Source organism: Arthrobacter alpinus (genome assembly GCF_900105965.1).
GTDB lineage: Bacteria > Actinomycetota > Actinomycetes > Actinomycetales > Micrococcaceae > Specibacter > Specibacter alpinus.
Genome location: NZ_FNTV01000001.1, coordinates 2,309,169 through 2,324,483, shown reverse-complemented (window position 1 = coordinate 2,324,483; position 15,315 = coordinate 2,309,169). Strand labels below are relative to the sequence as shown.

The window sequence follows — 15,315 nt, the reverse complement described above, 5'->3', positions numbered from 1 at the left end:
CAAGTCAGTCACCCGTTTAACGTTACCGTCCAATTCCACGGCTGTACTACACTTGAAGAGTTGCAACTGGCGATGAGGTGGGACACCACCGGGGAGCAGCACGAACGAAGACCTCCGCGATCGTACGCCTGGGACGCGAGGACACGTAAAGCCAATGATGTTGATTGGCCGTGTTTGACGGATGCCAGTAGCCAGAAATGTTGCGAAGGAAAAAGTTCCCTGCAACATTCCGCCACATTTTTTTTCCGTGAATACGGCCCTGAACGCATTAGCGATAACCTTTTCAAGAAGAGTTTTTTCGTGCTGTCCACTCAGGAGTCTGTAGTGTCTTTTACCCCCACCCAGTCCGTGACCAATGCCCCGCTCTCCGAGCTTGACCCGGAAATTGCTGCCGTCCTGAAGGACGAGCTTGCCCGCCAGCGCGACACGCTGGAAATGATCGCCAGCGAAAACTTCGCACCCCGCGCAGTGCTTGAAGCTCAGGGCTCCGTCCTGACCAACAAGTACGCCGAGGGTTACCCGGGCCGCCGCTACTACGGCGGGTGTGAAGCAGTTGACGTAGCTGAAAACCTGGCCATCGAACGCGTGAAGGACCTGTTCGGCGCCGAATACGCCAACGTCCAGCCGCACTCCGGCGCCCAGGCAAACGCCGCAGCGCTTGCTGCCATGATTAAGCCCGGCGATAAGATCATGGGCCTGTCCTTGGCTCATGGTGGACACCTGACCCACGGCATGAAGTTGAACTTCTCCGGCAAGCTGTATGAGGTTGCCGCCTACGAAGTTGAACCAGACACCTTCCGCATCGACATGGACAAGCTGCGTTTGCAGGCGATTGCCGAGAAGCCGCAGGTCATCATCGCCGGCTGGTCCGCCTACCCGCGCCAGCTGGACTTTGCCGCGTTCCGTGCCATTGCCGATGAAGTTGGCGCCTTGCTCTGGACGGACATGGCCCACTTTGCCGGTTTGGTTGCAGCAGGCCTGCACCCGAGCCCGGTGCCGTACTCCGACGTCGTCACCTCCACGGTGCACAAGACCCTTTCGGGCCCGCGCTCCGGCGTGATCCTGGCCAAGAAGGAATGGGCCAAGAAGCTCAACTCTGCCGTGTTCCCGGGACAGCAGGGCGGACCGCTCATGCACGTCATCGCCGCCAAGGCAGTTGCCTTCAAGGTTGCCGCAGGCGAGGAATTCAAGGAACGCCAGCAGCGCGTCCTGGAAGGTGCCAAGATCATCGCCGAGCGCCTCAACGCTCCTGACGTTGCCGAAGCCGGCGTGTCCGTGCTGACCGGTGGCACCGACGTTCACCTGGTGCTGGTTGACCTGCGCAACTCCGTATTGGACGGCCAGCAGGCCGAAGATCTTCTGCACAGCGTTGGCATCACCGTGAACCGCAACGCCGTTCCGTTCGATCCCCGCCCGCCCATGGTCACCTCCGGCCTGCGCATCGGTACCCCGGCACTGGCCACCCGTGGCTTCGGTGCCCCGGAATTCACCGAAGTTGCCGAGATCATCGCCGCAGCACTGAAGGGTGGCGCAGATGTTGACGCCCTCAGCGCCCGCGTCAAAGCTCTGACAGCGAACTTCCCGCTCTACCCCGGTCAGGAAGAATGGTAAACAGCATGACTGCTCAAATCCTTGACGGCAAGGCTACCGCCGCTGCCATCAAAGCCGAGTTGACCGAACGTGTTGCCGCCCTCGCGGCCCGCGGCGTCACCCCGGGCCTGGGTACCATCTTGGTTGGCTCGGATCCGGGCTCCCAGTGGTACGTAGGCGGAAAGCACAAGGACTGTGCCGAAGTTGGCATCAATTCCATTCGCATTGACCTGCCCGAGACGGCCACCCAGGATGAAGTCCTGGCTGCTGTCCGCCAGCTCAACGAGGACCCGGCCTGCACCGGTTACATTGTGCAGCTGCCCTTGCCGAAGCACATTGACCAGGATGTGGTGCTTGAAGCCATCGACCCGGACAAGGACGCTGACGGCCTGCATCCGATGAACCTGGGCCGTTTGGTTGCCAACGTGAACCGTCCCATGACGTCCCCGCTGCCGTGCACACCCAAGGGTTGCATTGTGCTGTTGGAACGCCATGGCATCACGCTCAATGGCAAGCGTGTTCTGGTGGTTGGCCGCGGCGTCACGATTGGCCGGCCCATGGGCTTGCTGCTGACCCGCCGCGACATCAATGCAACCGTGGTTCTGGCGCACACCGGCACGAAGGATCTCGCTGCCGAGCTGCGCGACGCCGACGTGGTGGTTGCCGCCGCCGGCGTGCCGCACATGATCAAGGCCGCTGACCTCAAGCCCGGCGCCGTAGTCCTGGATGTTGGCGTGAGCCGCGTGGACGATGGCAACGGCAAGGCTGTTGTCACCGGCGACGTGGAGCCCGCGGCAGCAGAAGTTGCCAGCTGGATTTCCCCGAACCCGGGCGGTGTTGGTCCCATGACCCGCGCCATGCTGCTCGCCAACGTGGTTGAGGCCGCGGAGCGCGTCTAGCTCTTAGCCAAGCGTGAGTGGGGAGGCCGACGGCGGAACGAAAGTTCCGGCGTCGGCCTCCTTTTTGCTGTGCGGAGTTCTCGCTACGGTTCGATTGATTCCACTCGTTCCGGGCGGGAGTCCACCCAAGCCACCAGGAGCCGGACCTCCTCCGGCAAGCTTTGCTCGGTGTAGCGAACCCTGATGGAGGAGCGCGTCCGTTCCAGATTGATTTCATACAGCTGGGAATCTGGCGCCGGGCTGACCGGCGGGGGAGGCGGTTGTTCGTCCAAGTTGGCCCTGGCAATCTCGCTGGCGAAGGTCTTGGCTTCGGATTTGGGCAGTGCTTGAGCGTCGAGTTCTGTTCGGGCAACGATGCCGGCCAGACCGCCGCCTCGCAAAATGATGAGCCTCATGAGAGGACTCCAACCTCTTTCCACGCGCCGTGGACCGCTTCCTGCTCGGCTGCGCCGAAGAGCGTCCCGGCAACGTCAACCGTTGCGTGTGCGGCTGCGTCAAATTGCGTGGTGGGGCGCAGCCGGGTTGTGAGGGCCTGATACCAGATCCGCCCGGCCTTCTCCCAGGCGTTGCCGCCCAGGGCAAGCGCGGCGAGGGCGAAGGCGCGGTTGGGGATCCCGGAGTTGATGTGGACGCCGCCGTTGTCGTTGCGGGGATCGTTGTCGTCAGGCAGGTCCACGTAGTTGTCCATATGTCCTGGCTGCCTGTCGCCGGAGTAGGCCGTGCCGGGATTGAGCATGGAGCGCAGGGCCGTCCCGAGTCCCGGCACCAGGATCCCCTCGCCAATGAGCCAGTTGGCCTCCGCCGCGGATTGTTTCAGGCTGTATTGCTTGACGAGGGAACCGAAGACGTCGGAAAAGGATTCGTTGAGCGCTCCGGATTGCTTGCTGTAAGCCAGCCCGGCGGTGTACTCGGTGATGCCGTGGGTCAGTTCGTGGGCGATCACATCCAGGGACTTGGTCAGGCCGCCAACGCGGAAGATCCGCCCGCTGCCATCCCCATAGACCATTTGGGAGCCGTCCCAGAAGGCGTTGTCGAAGGCCACGCCGTAGTGGACGGTGGAGACCAGTTCCAGCCCCGCGCCGTCGAGCGAGTTCCGGCCGAAGAGGTCCCGATAAAACTCATACGTGGCGTTGCTGCCGTCGTAGGCCTCGTTGACAGCTTTATCCTCCACGGGCGGCTTCCCCCAGCCCCGGACCAAGACGCCGGGAAGGAAGGGGCGGCCTTGTTTCTGGTTGTCGTAGACGCTCAGCCGCTCGCCGGTAACACGGGCAGCATCCAATAGCGCACCCGTATCAACGTTGAGCCGCCGGACCAGCTGGCCGATGACGGCGCGTTGGGAACGGATGGCCGCGGACGTGGCCAGGGCCCTGACCGCGGCCTCGCGCTGCTTGGGTGTTCCTTCAACGGCCAACCTGGCCAGCAGATCTGGTGGCGCGATGCTGCAATGCACCCGGTCGTGACGAATGTCCATGCCAATTCCTCCCCTTGGAGCCGTTCCTTCATGATGCCCTTGATCGATGCGTCAGGCAACCATGCAAAGTGGCGGCGTAGTTCCCCGCTTTCCGTGCACGTCCGGACATACGCAGCGATTCCGTTTCCACCCGCCGGCGGGAGTTAGACCGACGCGAGCGCCTTGGCGGGCTCCGGGCCGGTGATCTCAGGTTCGACGACGTCGTCCTCAATGGGGTGCATCTCGGTGCGCGGTGGCTTGAACTTGTCGATGATCAGCAAGAGAACCAGCGATGCAGCCCCCCAGGTGCCGAAGGTCAGCAGGTGCTGCCCCACGGTGTCGCCACCGAAGTACAGGATGGAACGCACTGATTCCACGGCCGCAGGCATGGGCAGGATCTCGTGCAGAACCCGGAAGATCTCCGGCTCCATGTAAATCGAAAGCCCGCCACCGGATGCGGGAACACCGATCAGCATCATGAGCCCGATCACGGGGATGATGGAAAACATGCCGATAAGCCGCTCTACCATGGCCGAGAACATGGCCACACAGAAGACAGCGATGGCGCCTGCACCAAAGAGAGGCCAGAAGTGGCCGTCAATGCTGCCGGTGATGGGGCCGGCAATGAGCAAGAGAACAGCCGAAATGAAGACCGACCACGCCGCAACGATGGGGATGAGTTTTGGCAGGGGCCGGGTCTTCGGTGCAGCATTCGCCCCGACGATGATGATCATGAATCCAGCAAGGATCCACCCCATTGCCAGGTACATGCTCACGGATCCCATGGTGTCGTTGGAGTGCAGCGGGGCTATTTCATCGGTCACCATCTCAACCTTTTGCGCGGCAGTGACCTGTCCGAACACTCCGGTGACAACCTGTTGGGCGCTCGATCCGCCGGCCTGATTGGTCACCAAGGTGGCGACAGGACTTTCCGCCGAAGGAAGTACAAAGGCCGCAGTGACGGTGCGGTCCTGTACCTGAGCTCGGGCATCGTCCATGGAATCAACTGCACGCAGATCAAAGAGGCCCGGCATTTTTTGATCAAGCCCGTCCGCGGCCTGCTGAGCTTGGGCCACGGTGGATCCCACGATCGCGATAGGCATGTTCTGCGGCATGGGCGCCGACATGGCACCGAGCATGACCGAGATCATCATGGTCACCATGCTCAGCGGGAACAGCAGCAGCGCGCCATAGCGCCAGAAGCGGCTCTTGGGGCGCGGCCCGCCGTGCAAGGAGGGGATGGTGGCCTTGGGGCCGGTGGCGTGCGGATCGCGGCGTTTCCTGCGGGCATCAACCGCCAGCGTCAACAGCAGTGCAAGGAGCCCGCCGATAATCAGCACCAGCAGATGCGGCCAAACGCCGGCACCATCGAAGTACAACACCGAGCGCATGGCCTCGCCGATGGCCGGCGTTGGCAGGAAGGAATGCAGGAAGGTGAAGAATCCGGGCATGGTGTAAACGGACATGCTCATGTTGGAGGCGGGCATGCCCAGAACAGTCAGCAGCAGCATGGCGGCAACCGTCGCCATTGGACCAAGGAAGCGCGTCAGCAACAACTGCACGGAGCCGATCGCAAAGACTCCCAGCCAGGCAATGCCCAGGACCGCCATCGAGTGTCCTTCCACCACCCCGAGGATGGGACCGGTGACAGTCCAGACCAGGGCTGCAACCAATGCTGCCCAACCAGCCAGCAAAGGTATGGCTCGGCGGAATCGCAAGAGCTCGGGGGAGTTGGACAGGACCATGCTGAAAGGCAGGTATCCGGCCATGACCAACGCCGTCGCCAAGAACATCGCACCCAGTCCGGCAGCGTCAGTGGAAGGCAGTGGTACCAAATCCTCCGTCTGCAGCGTCAATCCCTCGGCCAGCACCTGTGGGGCCAGCATGCCTTTCACAACTGAGGCCTGGGATGAGCCAGCGGCGCTCGCAGTGAATACGGTGGCGCCGCCGTCGGCGATGTAGACAGCTCCGGAGACTTTCCGGTCTATGACAAGCTGGCGGGCCTCTTCGGCGGAGTCAACCATGCGGACGGCAACGGCCTCCGGGTTGCTGGATTCCAGGGCTGCGGCGAACTGGCTGGCCGGAGCCGAACCCCCGACGACGGCGATGGGCATGTTGTGCGGTGCAGGCGCGTGCATGGTGCCTAGGTAGCCAGTGATCATCATGCCGACCATGATCAGCGGCATGGCAAACATGGCCACGTACCGACCGATGGTTTCGGCCTTCGCGCGCTTAGCGGCTGCGGCCGCGATTTCTGCCTCGGTGGGCCCGGCCTTTTCGATCTCCGCTGAATCCCCGGCGGGGGACTTGCTTTGTGGGTGGAGGATTTTCTGCTCAACGTCTTGCTCCTGTGGGTAGCTTGAACATGAGGCGGTGTTCGCATCTGGTGAGGTGGATGAAATGACGCCTGGTGTGGTGGTTGGAAGAGCCAACAATGAGATTTTACGCCACGTGGCGTAAAAATAGGAATTGATTGGGCTGGCACCGCAAAATCCGCGCTGTCACGGTACCGTGGGAGGCTGAAGAAGGGGAAGCATTCCATGGGACAACACAGTGACAAGGCGCGCGAGACACTGTTGGACGCGGCAGAGGAGCTCTTTGCCGTCCACGGCATCGACGCGGTGTCCAACCGCCGAATCACCGAGCATGCAGGAACGGCAAATCACTCGGCGATCGCGTACCACTTTGGTGATCGCGATGAGCTTTTGCGGATCTTGTTGAATCGACACCGCGAGGAAGTGAGCCAGCGCCGCAGGGAGCTGATCGATGCGCTGCCCGATGCCGCCGGGGTGCGCGACCTCATTGCCTGCATGATCCTGCCCTGGATCGAATACCTGGCCAGCCGCCCCATGCCCAGCTGGCACGCGCGCTTTCTGTTCCAGGTGCGCAGCGTGCCGTCCGTCGCGGAGATTCTGGGAGGCTCCCTGACTGCGAGTCCTGAGATTGAGGCCCTGATTCACCGAATGCAGTCAGAGCTGGAGCATGTTCCTCCGGAGGTTGTCCGCGGCAGATCTCAGGTTTTGAGCCCCATGGTGCTGGGTATCTGTGCCGGCTATGAGGCTCGGGTTCAGAGCGGGGAGGAAGATCCCAATTGGACGGCAGTGGGTTATTTCTTCATCGATTCGTGTTCGGGAATGTTGTCCGCGCCAGTGACGCATCCCCAGGACTACCTGTCGTTCCCTGCCACGCCCTACCTGCTCTAGCGCCGTCGGAACAAGGCGGCCTGCACCCGGGACTGTAAGCCAAGTTTCGCAAGTACTCGCGATACGTGCGTTTTAACTGTGGCTTCCGAGATGCCCAGTTGGCGGCCAATCGAATAGTTTGTCAATCCACCGCCCAAGCACTCAAAGACTTCGCGTTCGCGTCCCGTGAGCAGGTCCAGCTCAGGTGGTTGACTTGCCGCAGTAGTGTGGCCGCTGCCGGGTGAGAGCGCAGCCGAAACTATCCGAGCCGTCACCTCCGGGGCAATGACATGGTCTCCATTGTGGACGTGACGGATTGCCTCCGTAATCGCTACAGGTTCGGCCGTCTTGAGCAGGAATCCTGAGGCACCGGCCTGCAGGGCACCGAACAGGTAAGTGTCGTGGTCAAAGGTGGTTAGCACGAGCACCTTGGCCAGGGAGTCCGCGCAAATTTCCCGGGTTGCAGCGATGCCGTCCACCACCGGCATGCGCAAGTCCATGAGTACGACGTCGGGGCGCAGGGTGCGTGCCATGCTTACCGCGAGTGCGCCGTCGCCGGCTTCGCCCACCACTTCCATGTCCGCCCCGGTCTCCACCACCATGCGCATGCCCAGCCGAATGGCGGCATGGTCATCGGCCAACAGAACAGTGATGGCGTGAGCGCGGATCTCATCTTGAGTTGTCACGCTGCGGCGCCTTTCCGAGAAACCTCTGATGATGGGCGCGGTTCCGCAGTGGCTGGAAGTCGAAGCTCTACAACCCACCAGCCCGAGCGCGCACCAACCGTGAGGGTGCCGGAGGCGTGAGCTGCCCGGAAGTGCATGCTGGGGATGCCCGTCCCGGTTCCATCGATGCTCTCGTTCGGGTGAGGGAGTAATGCTGGCGCCTCGCCCTCAGTCGAAGCAGGAGGCCGGGCCTCCGGTGTCCGTTGGGGCAGCGGGTTGGAGACCACCAGGACAATCTCCGGGGAAGGGCCGAACTCTCTGGCTATGTTCAAGGAAATCGTGACCGGTGTGCCGGGCGAGTGCCGGTATGCGTTGCGCAAGGATTCGGCGGCAACCCGATAAACGGTGGTCTGAAGCTGCGGCGGCAGGAGGTCTCCGACGTCGTTCAGGGAACTGTCAAAGGAAATTACGGAGCCGGCCAGACGATACTGCTCCAAGAGGGAAGGTAGATCCGCCGAGTTGCCAGCAACCTCGTCCAGGGCGCCAGTCTGCAGGAGTCGGATCATCGTATTGAGCTCGTCCAGGCCTGCCACACTCTCGGTCCGAATCTGAGCCAGAACCCGGCCGTGGGGCGATGGTGTGTGCAAGGCCGCGCCGGACTGCAAGGCAATGGCGGACAGCCTTGCAGACAGGACATCATGGAGCTCCCGCGCCATATGCTGGCGCTCTCGCTCCAGAGCCAATTCATGGGCACTTCGGTCCGCCAGGAGTCGGTGTTCGGCGGATTGCCGGACAGCTTCGGCCCGCGCGGATTCGCTTTCAGCCAGACGATGAGCCTTGCGCAGATTTCCGGCCCACTCGACGGGCATGAGGAGCGTCAAGGCGGCCATGGCGGCTGCCACAACGGTGGGTTCCGCCCGCCCGGTCATGGCCAACACCACCAGTGTCAGGAGCACGGAGAGGCCCACCGCACTGCTTGCGGCAACCGTGGAAACCCTGATCGAGCCAAACAACACCAGTGAGAAGAACAGTTCAAACACCAGCACCAAGGCGGCCGGATGGTTCCCCAGCAGCAACATCACGGCAGCTGATCCGCAGAAAACGGCCATGACGGGCGTTGCGGTCCGGCGTAACAGCACGCCGATGCAGCCCAAGGCCGCGAAAAACGGCCAATTCTTGGCCAGCAGGGGAAGATCGAACTCTGTCCCCGCGCCGAACTGCACAGCATCCAAGATCCAAAAAACCGCGAAATAGCCGGCCGCAAGCCAGAAGTCCTCCCGCCGAATGCCCCACGCCCGTGACGGAACCCGGGCGCTGAACGTCACGGTTGGTGTGGGTTGGGGCGGCTGATGACTCATGCGTCAATCCTGTCTGTCAGGCGCTTTCCGGGCAAGGCGGACGCGCCCGGGTCCGACGAAGGTATGACCCGCCAATGGGCCAGATGGCTGATGCACGTTGCAAGACGGGTTGGCACGCTGGGAACATGACAATCGCAATTTATGCCCAGTTGGCTTTTCTTGCTCTCATCGACAGCACCAGCATCGGCACCTTGCTGATTCCTCTCTGGCTGCTGCTGCGTCACGATGCCCGGCGGATCGCTCTCCGAATCCTGCTTTATCTTGGCGTCCTGGCGGGTTTCTATCTTGTGGTCGGCATTGTGGTGCTCAGCGGCGCCGGGTGGGTCGTCAAGGGGTTGGGGGCAGATTCACTCATGCAGGTCCCTGCCATTGCGTGGGCCGCGACCATAGGTGGAGGCGCCATGCTGAGCTATGCCGTCTTTTCGGATTCTCGTAAGAAACGGAAGAAGGCCAGTGCGCCCAGCGGAGGGCCGGCGGGCATAGGTGCGGAAGAAAATCCTGACCACCGCACCGAGACGCCGGTGTCCGAACAACGGTGGCAGGCCCGGATAGCCAAGGCCCTGCGCAGCCCTGGTGGCCTGGTGACGCTAGCTTTGATTGCAGGAATGTTGGAGCTGCCCACCATGCTGCCGTATTTGGTGGCCATCGGGCTCCTGTCCAATTCCACCTTGGCGATTCCTGCCGAGATCGGGGTCCTTGCTGTCTATTGCCTCGTCATGCTCATTCCGGCGCTGGCCCTGTGGAGCCTGCGGATGATCATGGGGTCCCGCCTCGATTCGGCGCTTAGACGCGTCGGAACAAAACTGGGAAGGTTTGCCAGCGAGAGCCTGCTGTGGGTGGTCGGTATCGTCGGGTTCGTGATGCTGCGCGCCGGATTGTCCGAGCTGGCGCCCATGGCAAGCTGGAACCCCTTCAAATAGCGCCGAGCGGGCTCCGCGTATTTCCGCTACCGTCCCCCACAAATGCGCCCCGTCGTAGAGGCGCATTTGTGGGGGACGGGCGCGGAAACTGAGGGTGAACGTTCGCCGCTGGTGGAAGTCGGTCAATGGGCACGTGCGCATTTGAGAGAATGGTTCCATGACTTCTCTTGGAACCGGCAAAATGTCCAAACCTGGCAAATTCTCTGGTCTGGGCACCATTGTGCTGGCGATCGTATTCCTGGTGGCGCTGGTGTTCGCCGCCAACAACAGCACAGTGCTCGGTTGGGTCATCGCGATCATCGCGTTTGGCTGGCTGGCGCTCTCCACCGTGGTGTACATCGGGGTCCACAAGGCTGCGGCGTTCGGCGCCCGCCAGGTGGCCTTGGCGCAAGCCCAGATGGCTCAGCAGAACAGTGCAAATGCCCCGGCCGACGGCGGCACCCGCCTGGTCTCGCAGGACTCCGGTTCACGCTCGGCCGAGAAAGCACGCGATCTGAAGCTCGATCACTCCTTCAAGATCATCAACGTCCAGATTGGCGTGGTCAACGAATACCTCGGCAAGGACCCTCAGATGGTTGCGCGTGCGTTGGAAACCATCAACATCACCGCCGCCAACGGCCGTGGCATGATCAACCCGGACTGGGAAGCCCAGGAAGCCAAGATGGACGCTGCCATGGCCAGGAAGAACGCCGAGCGAGCCGCCGCACAAGAAGGTTCGGCGACGCCGAAGCCAGGCTCCGGCAAGGCTGACGGTGGGGGCGACGAAGCCGTAAGCGGCGTGATTCTGGACTAATCTGCCCCATCTCGGCGGCTAAAGGACATGACACGCACACGCGTCACGGGACAAGGTTTCGGGGGCCCGATGCAGGTAAGGTGGAGCAAGTGAGCAACGGTATTCAAAACGGTCAATTGAGGATCGCAAGCGTCAACGTCAACGGCATCCGTGCCGCCTACAAGAACGGAATGGCGCCGTGGCTGGCCAACCGCGATGTAGACATTCTCTGCCTCCAAGAGGTGCGCGCACCTGACGCCATTGTTGAGGCTTTCTTGGGCGAGGAATGGCACCTGCTCCACGCCGAGGCCGAGGCCAAGGGCCGAGCCGGCGTGCTGATCGCCTCACGCAAGGATCGAATTGAGCCCGTGGCCACCCGCGTGGGCATCGGCGAGGACTACTTTGCCACCACAGGACGCTGGGTTGAGGCGGATTACGCCCTCACCGGCTCGGACGGAACCCCCACCACCCTTACCGTGGTCAGCGCTTACGTGCACTCGGGTGAGGTTGGTACTCCCAAGCAGGATGACAAGTTCCGCTTCCTTGACACCATGATCGGGCGCCTGCCCGCCTTGGCTGGCGCAAGCGATCACGCACTGGTGGTGGGTGACCTCAACGTGGGTCACAAGACCCTGGATATCAAGAATTGGAAGGGCAACGTGAAGCGCGCCGGCTTCCTGCCCGAGGAACGCGCTTACTTTGACAGGTTCTTTGGCGAGGAAATCGGCTGGAAGGACGTGGCGCGGGAACTGGCCGGCGAAGTGGACGGCCCGTACACCTGGTGGTCCAACCGTGGCCAGGCCTTCACCAACGACACGGGTTGGCGTATTGATTACCACATGGCCACCCCGGCATTGGCGTCCAAGGCGCTGAGCTGCGTGGTGGACCGAGCCGAATCATACGAATCCCGCTTCTCGGACCATGCCCCGCTGGTCGTCGATTACAAGTTCTAAAGGACCCTTGAACCAATGAGTGAAATCTCTGCCCGCCCGCGCGTGCTCTCAGGCATGCAGCCTTCCGGCGACTCCCTGCATCTAGGCAATTACCTGGGCGCGTTGGTCAACTGGGTCAAGAGCCAAGACGATTACCAGACACTGTTCTTCATCCCGGACATGCACGCCATCACTGTCACCCAGGATCCGCAGGAGCTGCGCGACCGCACCAGAAAGACCGCTGCCCAGTACATCGCCGGTGGCATTGACATTGAAAAGTCAACGTTGTTTGTGCAGTCCCACGTGCCCGAGCACGCACAGCTGGCCTGGGTGCTGAACTGCATCACGGGATTTGGCGAAGCCTCCCGCATGACCCAGTTCAAGGACAAGTCAGCCAAGGGTGGCGCGGACATGGCCAGCGTTGGCTTGTTCACCTACCCCGTGCTGATGGCGGCCGATATCCTGTTGTACCGCCCCGAGGGCGTTCCGGTTGGCGATGATCAGCGCCAACACGTTGAATTGGCCCGAGACTTGGCCAAGCGCTTCAACCATCGTTTTGGCGACACCTTCGTGGTGCCGGAGGCCTTCATTCAAAAAGAAGGCGCCCGCATTTATGACCTGCAAAATCCGACGGCGAAGATGTCCAAGTCCGCTTCCGGCCCCAACGGCCTGATCAACATCCTGGACGAGCCAAAGGTCACCGCCAAACGCATTAGGTCGGCCGTCACCGACGCGGGGACCGTGGTTGCCCACGACCGGGAAAACAAGCCAGGCGTCACCAACCTGCTTGAAATTCTGTCCACGCTGACCGAAAAGTCCGTCGACACCCTTGTTTCCGAGTACGAAGGCAAAATGTACGGACACCTCAAGGTGGATGTTGCCGAGGCAGTGGTTGAACGCCTGGACCCCATCCGCAAGCGCACGCTGGAGTTGCTGGACGACCCCGCCGAGCTGGACAGCCTCTTGGCTCGCGGCGCGGAAAAGGCCAGGGCCATCGCGTCCGAGACCTTGGCAGATGTCTACGCCAAGGTGGGTTTCCTTCCTCCGCTGCGGATGGTCGGATAACGATGCCCGGCATTGGCCAGAGCGGAAGCTCACCCGCACCACATTCAGACAGTCTGGGCGTGATTATCTCCCTGCCAGCCGATCTCGCTGACAAGCTCGACGCTAGGCGCGCCCGCTACGCAGGCCCGGGAGCCGCCGTCGTACCTCCGCACATCACACTGGTGTCCGGACGGGCTGCGGACTCATGGGAGGACGCCGCCACGCACGTTCGCAAAGTGGCCGCCGCGGGGGAGCCGTTTACCTTGTCATTGCGGGGGACAGGTACCTTTGAACCGGTGTCGCCGGTGGTGTACCTTAACGTTGAATCTGGGGCGCAGCATTGTGCCGAGTTGCACGAAGCCTTGTTGGACGGACCCGTGGAACACCTGCTTGAATATGATTTTCACCCGCACCTGACCGTGGCGCACGATCTCGATGCCGAGGCCATGGCGCAGGCGAAGGTGGAGATGGCTGATTTTGCCGCAGATTTTGTCGTCACCAGCATTGGTCTCTATGACTATCTAGCTGGCGATTGGGCACTTCGTGAGGAGCTGGATCTTGGGGGAGACGGAAAACCTTAAGGCGGCGGCGGTCCATCTACACGGACCCGCCGCGCCGGGCGTAAGCGCGAAGAAGCCGCTTGCGGGGCCAGCCGTGCCTCCGCCGAATCCACTGGACCGCGTTGCCCTGGCGAACTGGACCGCCGAGAAACATGCTGCATTCACCACGGCCAGGGCGGACGGCAACTTTTTGGCGCAGGCCACTACGCTCATGCAATGGCTCAACGCGCGTACCGGACAGCTGTTTATCCTTCGGGTGTGGCACCTCTATACGCGTCGCCGCGGGCCCCTGTTGGCCGCAGGCAACGCCTACCTCATGTTCTTCTCCGTGGGTGCCATGCTCGTGGCAGGGTTCGCCATCTTCGGCATTGTCGCCGCCGACAATCAAGTGCTTCGCGATGCCGTGGTTGATCTCGTCGCCAGCAGCACGCCTGGTTTGATCGATACCGGCGACGGCGGCCTGGCCACGCCCGATGATCTCCTTGGCACCGGGCGCTTCGGGTTGACCCTGTTCATCTCGCTGGCCGCGTTGTTGGTCACCGCGATGGGGTGGATCAATGGACTTCGGGAGGGCATCCGCTCCGTGTTGGGTCTGGCCCGGGACCGCACCAATCCAGTACTCTCCAAGGTGCGCGACGGAGGCACGCTTCTAGTGCTTGCCGTGGCCTTGGTGTTGACCAGCGTCTTAGGTGTCATCAGCACTGCCGCCATGGGGTCTATCAGCGACTTCTTGGGTTGGAACGGTTTCCTGACCGGCACCATGACCAAGCTTGGCTCGGTGGCGCTGATGTTCATCCTGGATGTTGCCGTAGCCATGATCATGTTCAGCATGGCCTCGCGTGTCCGCATGCCCCGACGGGTTCTGTTGCTGGCCGCGGCATTTTCAGGCGCAGGGGCAACCGTGCTGCGGTTCTTCAGCGCCATGCTCCTGGCCGGCATCACGAACAACACGCTCCTGGCGCCCTTTGCCGTGATCCTGGGCCTGTTCGTCTGGTTCTACCTGCTCAGCCAGGTCTATCTCATCTCGGCGGCCGTGGCGGCGGTCAGAGCCGCCGAGCTGCGTCCGCACGGGCCGCGCTGACCGTTTCCACGTGCACCCGTTGCCGAGTCAGACGGAGCCCTGTCTGCTGAGACGTTCGGCAGTGTCTTCGTGTGCAGTGCTCCGTCTGACTCGAGTTCAGTGGTTGAGGGCGGCCAGAATTCTGGCCTTCAGGGAAACCTCGTTGAACAGATCCTTCCGCTCAATACGGAGCACCGTCCAACCTTCCTCGAGCATTGCAGCCTCACGTTTGGGTTCCAGGAAGACTGCCTTGTCTGTGGGCCGATTGTCGAAGTAGTTTCCCTTCCCATCGAATTCGAGGACTGCGCGTTTATTGACCCAAGCGAAGTCAACACGGTGGCGCCCCTGCCGTGTGGTGATCCAATATTGGAGCGTTGGCGCCTCGATAAGAAGCTCGCGCAGCAAGTCGCGCGTCAGAGTTTCACCCGGCGATTCTGAGCGTCCATCCGCGTAGGCCAGCACCTTCCTCAGCGTCTTAACACCTCTATGGCGGCCCAGCTTACTGGCAGCCTCCAGCAGCTTGTCCATGGAGGTTCCGAGCTGGAGCACATGGTCAGTGAGGATCAAGGCCTGCTTGTGGGGCATGGTGAGGCAACAGTCCACGACAGTGCGTTCCAGCGATGTTGCCCGCATATTGTCGACCTGGGTGATGTCACTGCTGGGCAGAACGGCCATATGGATGAGCTTGCCGGAATCTGACCCTGTGCTGGAAGGTGTCCTGGTCTGCGTCACGTGCACCAAAGTATGGGCTTTCCACAGATTGAGCCTGTGGAGCCGGGCTGCGGATGTATGGCTGTAGACGAATCCACCAAGGGATGAGGTTGGCGTGCCAAAGGCGTGCATGAAGATGGTTGTCCGATCACGCGCGTCATTGGATGGCTGT

General features: G+C 61.9%; 15 protein-coding genes and 1 riboswitch. Of the genes, 9 read left to right on the top strand and 6 right to left on the bottom strand.

Features of this window, described 5'->3' with window-relative positions; all coding sequences use genetic code 11:
- Positions 1-52: 52 nt before the first annotated feature.
- A riboswitch (ZMP/ZTP riboswitch) is annotated at positions 53-141 on the top strand.
- 183 nt (positions 142-324) lie between these two features.
- A complete protein-coding gene (glyA, locus tag BLV41_RS10640) occupies positions 325-1,611 on the top strand; it encodes a serine hydroxymethyltransferase (RefSeq protein WP_044570583.1) in 1,287 nt (428 codons plus the stop codon).
- Positions 1,612-1,616: 5 nt separating this feature from the next.
- Positions 1,617-2,489, top strand: a complete 873-nt coding sequence (locus BLV41_RS10635) for a bifunctional methylenetetrahydrofolate dehydrogenase/methenyltetrahydrofolate cyclohydrolase (protein ID WP_074713261.1) — start codon at positions 1,617-1,619, stop codon at positions 2,487-2,489.
- A gap of 83 nt (positions 2,490-2,572) precedes the next feature.
- Here the strand turns inward: BLV41_RS10635 and BLV41_RS10630 are convergent, their stop codons facing one another.
- From BLV41_RS10630 to BLV41_RS10620, 3 genes are all read right to left on the bottom strand, one after another.
- A complete protein-coding gene (locus BLV41_RS10630; RefSeq protein WP_074711613.1) occupies positions 2,573-2,884 on the bottom strand; it encodes a protealysin inhibitor emfourin in 312 nt (103 codons plus the stop codon).
- Positions 2,881-3,960 carry a M4 family metallopeptidase gene (locus BLV41_RS10625; protein WP_074711612.1) on the bottom strand — a complete coding sequence of 360 codons (1,080 nt, stop codon included), beginning with the start codon at positions 3,958-3,960 and terminating at the stop codon, positions 2,881-2,883. Before BLV41_RS10625 ends, BLV41_RS10630 begins: the two co-directional genes overlap by 4 nt.
- A 143-nt stretch (positions 3,961-4,103) precedes the next feature.
- Positions 4,104-6,371 carry an ABC transporter permease gene (locus BLV41_RS10620; RefSeq protein WP_211481620.1) on the bottom strand — a complete coding sequence of 756 codons (2,268 nt, stop codon included), beginning with the start codon at positions 6,369-6,371 and terminating at the stop codon, positions 4,104-4,106.
- A gap of 108 nt (positions 6,372-6,479) precedes the next feature.
- On the opposite strand from BLV41_RS10620, the gene BLV41_RS10615 reads away from it, so the two are divergent.
- Positions 6,480-7,142 (top strand): TetR/AcrR family transcriptional regulator, encoded by a 663-nt coding sequence (locus BLV41_RS10615; RefSeq protein ID WP_074711611.1) that lies wholly within the window; start codon positions 6,480-6,482, stop codon positions 7,140-7,142.
- Here BLV41_RS10615 and BLV41_RS10610 read toward each other — a convergent pair.
- Both BLV41_RS10610 and BLV41_RS10605 read right to left on the bottom strand, forming a co-directional pair.
- Positions 7,139-7,807 (bottom strand): response regulator, encoded by a 669-nt coding sequence (locus tag BLV41_RS10610; RefSeq protein WP_239437279.1) that lies wholly within the window; start codon positions 7,805-7,807, stop codon positions 7,139-7,141. The genes BLV41_RS10615 and BLV41_RS10610 overlap by 4 nt on opposite strands.
- Complete coding sequence (locus BLV41_RS10605; RefSeq protein ID WP_074711610.1) at positions 7,804-9,144, bottom strand: sensor histidine kinase; 1,341 nt, start codon at positions 9,142-9,144, stop codon at positions 7,804-7,806. The genes BLV41_RS10610 and BLV41_RS10605 overlap by 4 nt, the downstream gene beginning before the upstream one ends.
- Positions 9,145-9,269: 125 nt before the next feature.
- Between BLV41_RS10605 and BLV41_RS10600 the strand changes: the two genes are divergently transcribed.
- The 6 genes from BLV41_RS10600 (at position 9,270) to BLV41_RS10575 (ending at position 14,453) form a co-directional block, all read left to right on the top strand.
- Positions 9,270-10,064: a GAP family protein gene (locus BLV41_RS10600; RefSeq protein WP_170835457.1), complete on the top strand. Its 795-nt coding sequence runs from the start codon at positions 9,270-9,272 to the stop codon at positions 10,062-10,064.
- A 157-nt stretch (positions 10,065-10,221) separates the two neighbouring features.
- Positions 10,222-10,857, top strand: coding sequence for a hypothetical protein (locus BLV41_RS10595; RefSeq protein WP_211481619.1), 636 nt, complete (start codon positions 10,222-10,224; stop codon positions 10,855-10,857).
- 89 nt (positions 10,858-10,946) lie between these two features.
- Entirely contained in the window at positions 10,947-11,789 is an 843-nt protein-coding gene (locus BLV41_RS10590) for an exodeoxyribonuclease III (RefSeq protein ID WP_074711607.1), read from the top strand.
- 15 nt (positions 11,790-11,804) lie between these two features.
- Positions 11,805-12,833, top strand: a complete 1,029-nt coding sequence (gene trpS, locus BLV41_RS10585; RefSeq protein WP_074711606.1) for a tryptophan--tRNA ligase — start codon at positions 11,805-11,807, stop codon at positions 12,831-12,833.
- Positions 12,834-12,892: 59 nt separating this feature from the next.
- Positions 12,893-13,393 (top strand): 2'-5' RNA ligase family protein, encoded by a 501-nt coding sequence (locus BLV41_RS10580; RefSeq protein WP_157884010.1) that lies wholly within the window; start codon positions 12,893-12,895, stop codon positions 13,391-13,393.
- Positions 13,371-14,453, top strand: a complete 1,083-nt coding sequence (locus BLV41_RS10575; protein ID WP_139244293.1) for a YihY/virulence factor BrkB family protein — start codon at positions 13,371-13,373, stop codon at positions 14,451-14,453. Before BLV41_RS10580 ends, BLV41_RS10575 begins: the two co-directional genes overlap by 23 nt.
- Before the next feature lie 96 nt (positions 14,454-14,549).
- Here BLV41_RS10575 and BLV41_RS10570 read toward each other — a convergent pair whose 3' ends face one another.
- Positions 14,550-15,164 (bottom strand): hypothetical protein, encoded by a 615-nt coding sequence (locus BLV41_RS10570; protein WP_244516847.1) that lies wholly within the window; start codon positions 15,162-15,164, stop codon positions 14,550-14,552.
- Between the last annotated feature and the right edge of the window lie 151 nt (positions 15,165-15,315).

Coding starts and splice junctions, on each gene's coding strand:
- BLV41_RS10635 (WP_074713261.1), top strand. CDS start 1,617: ATGACTGCTCAAATCCTTGACGGCAAGGCTACCGCCGCTGCCATCAAA.
- BLV41_RS10630 (WP_074711613.1), bottom strand. CDS start 2,884: ATGAGGCTCATCATTTTGCGAGGCGGCGGTCTGGCCGGCATCGTTGCC.
- BLV41_RS10625 (WP_074711612.1), bottom strand. CDS start 3,960: ATGGACATTCGTCACGACCGGGTGCATTGCAGCATCGCGCCACCAGAT.
- BLV41_RS10615 (WP_074711611.1), top strand. CDS start 6,480: ATGGGACAACACAGTGACAAGGCGCGCGAGACACTGTTGGACGCGGCA.
- BLV41_RS10605 (WP_074711610.1), bottom strand. CDS start 9,144: ATGAGTCATCAGCCGCCCCAACCCACACCAACCGTGACGTTCAGCGCC.
- BLV41_RS10600 (WP_170835457.1), top strand. CDS start 9,270: ATGACAATCGCAATTTATGCCCAGTTGGCTTTTCTTGCTCTCATCGAC.
- BLV41_RS10595 (WP_211481619.1), top strand. CDS start 10,222: ATGACTTCTCTTGGAACCGGCAAAATGTCCAAACCTGGCAAATTCTCT.
- trpS (WP_074711606.1), top strand. CDS start 11,805: ATGAGTGAAATCTCTGCCCGCCCGCGCGTGCTCTCAGGCATGCAGCCT.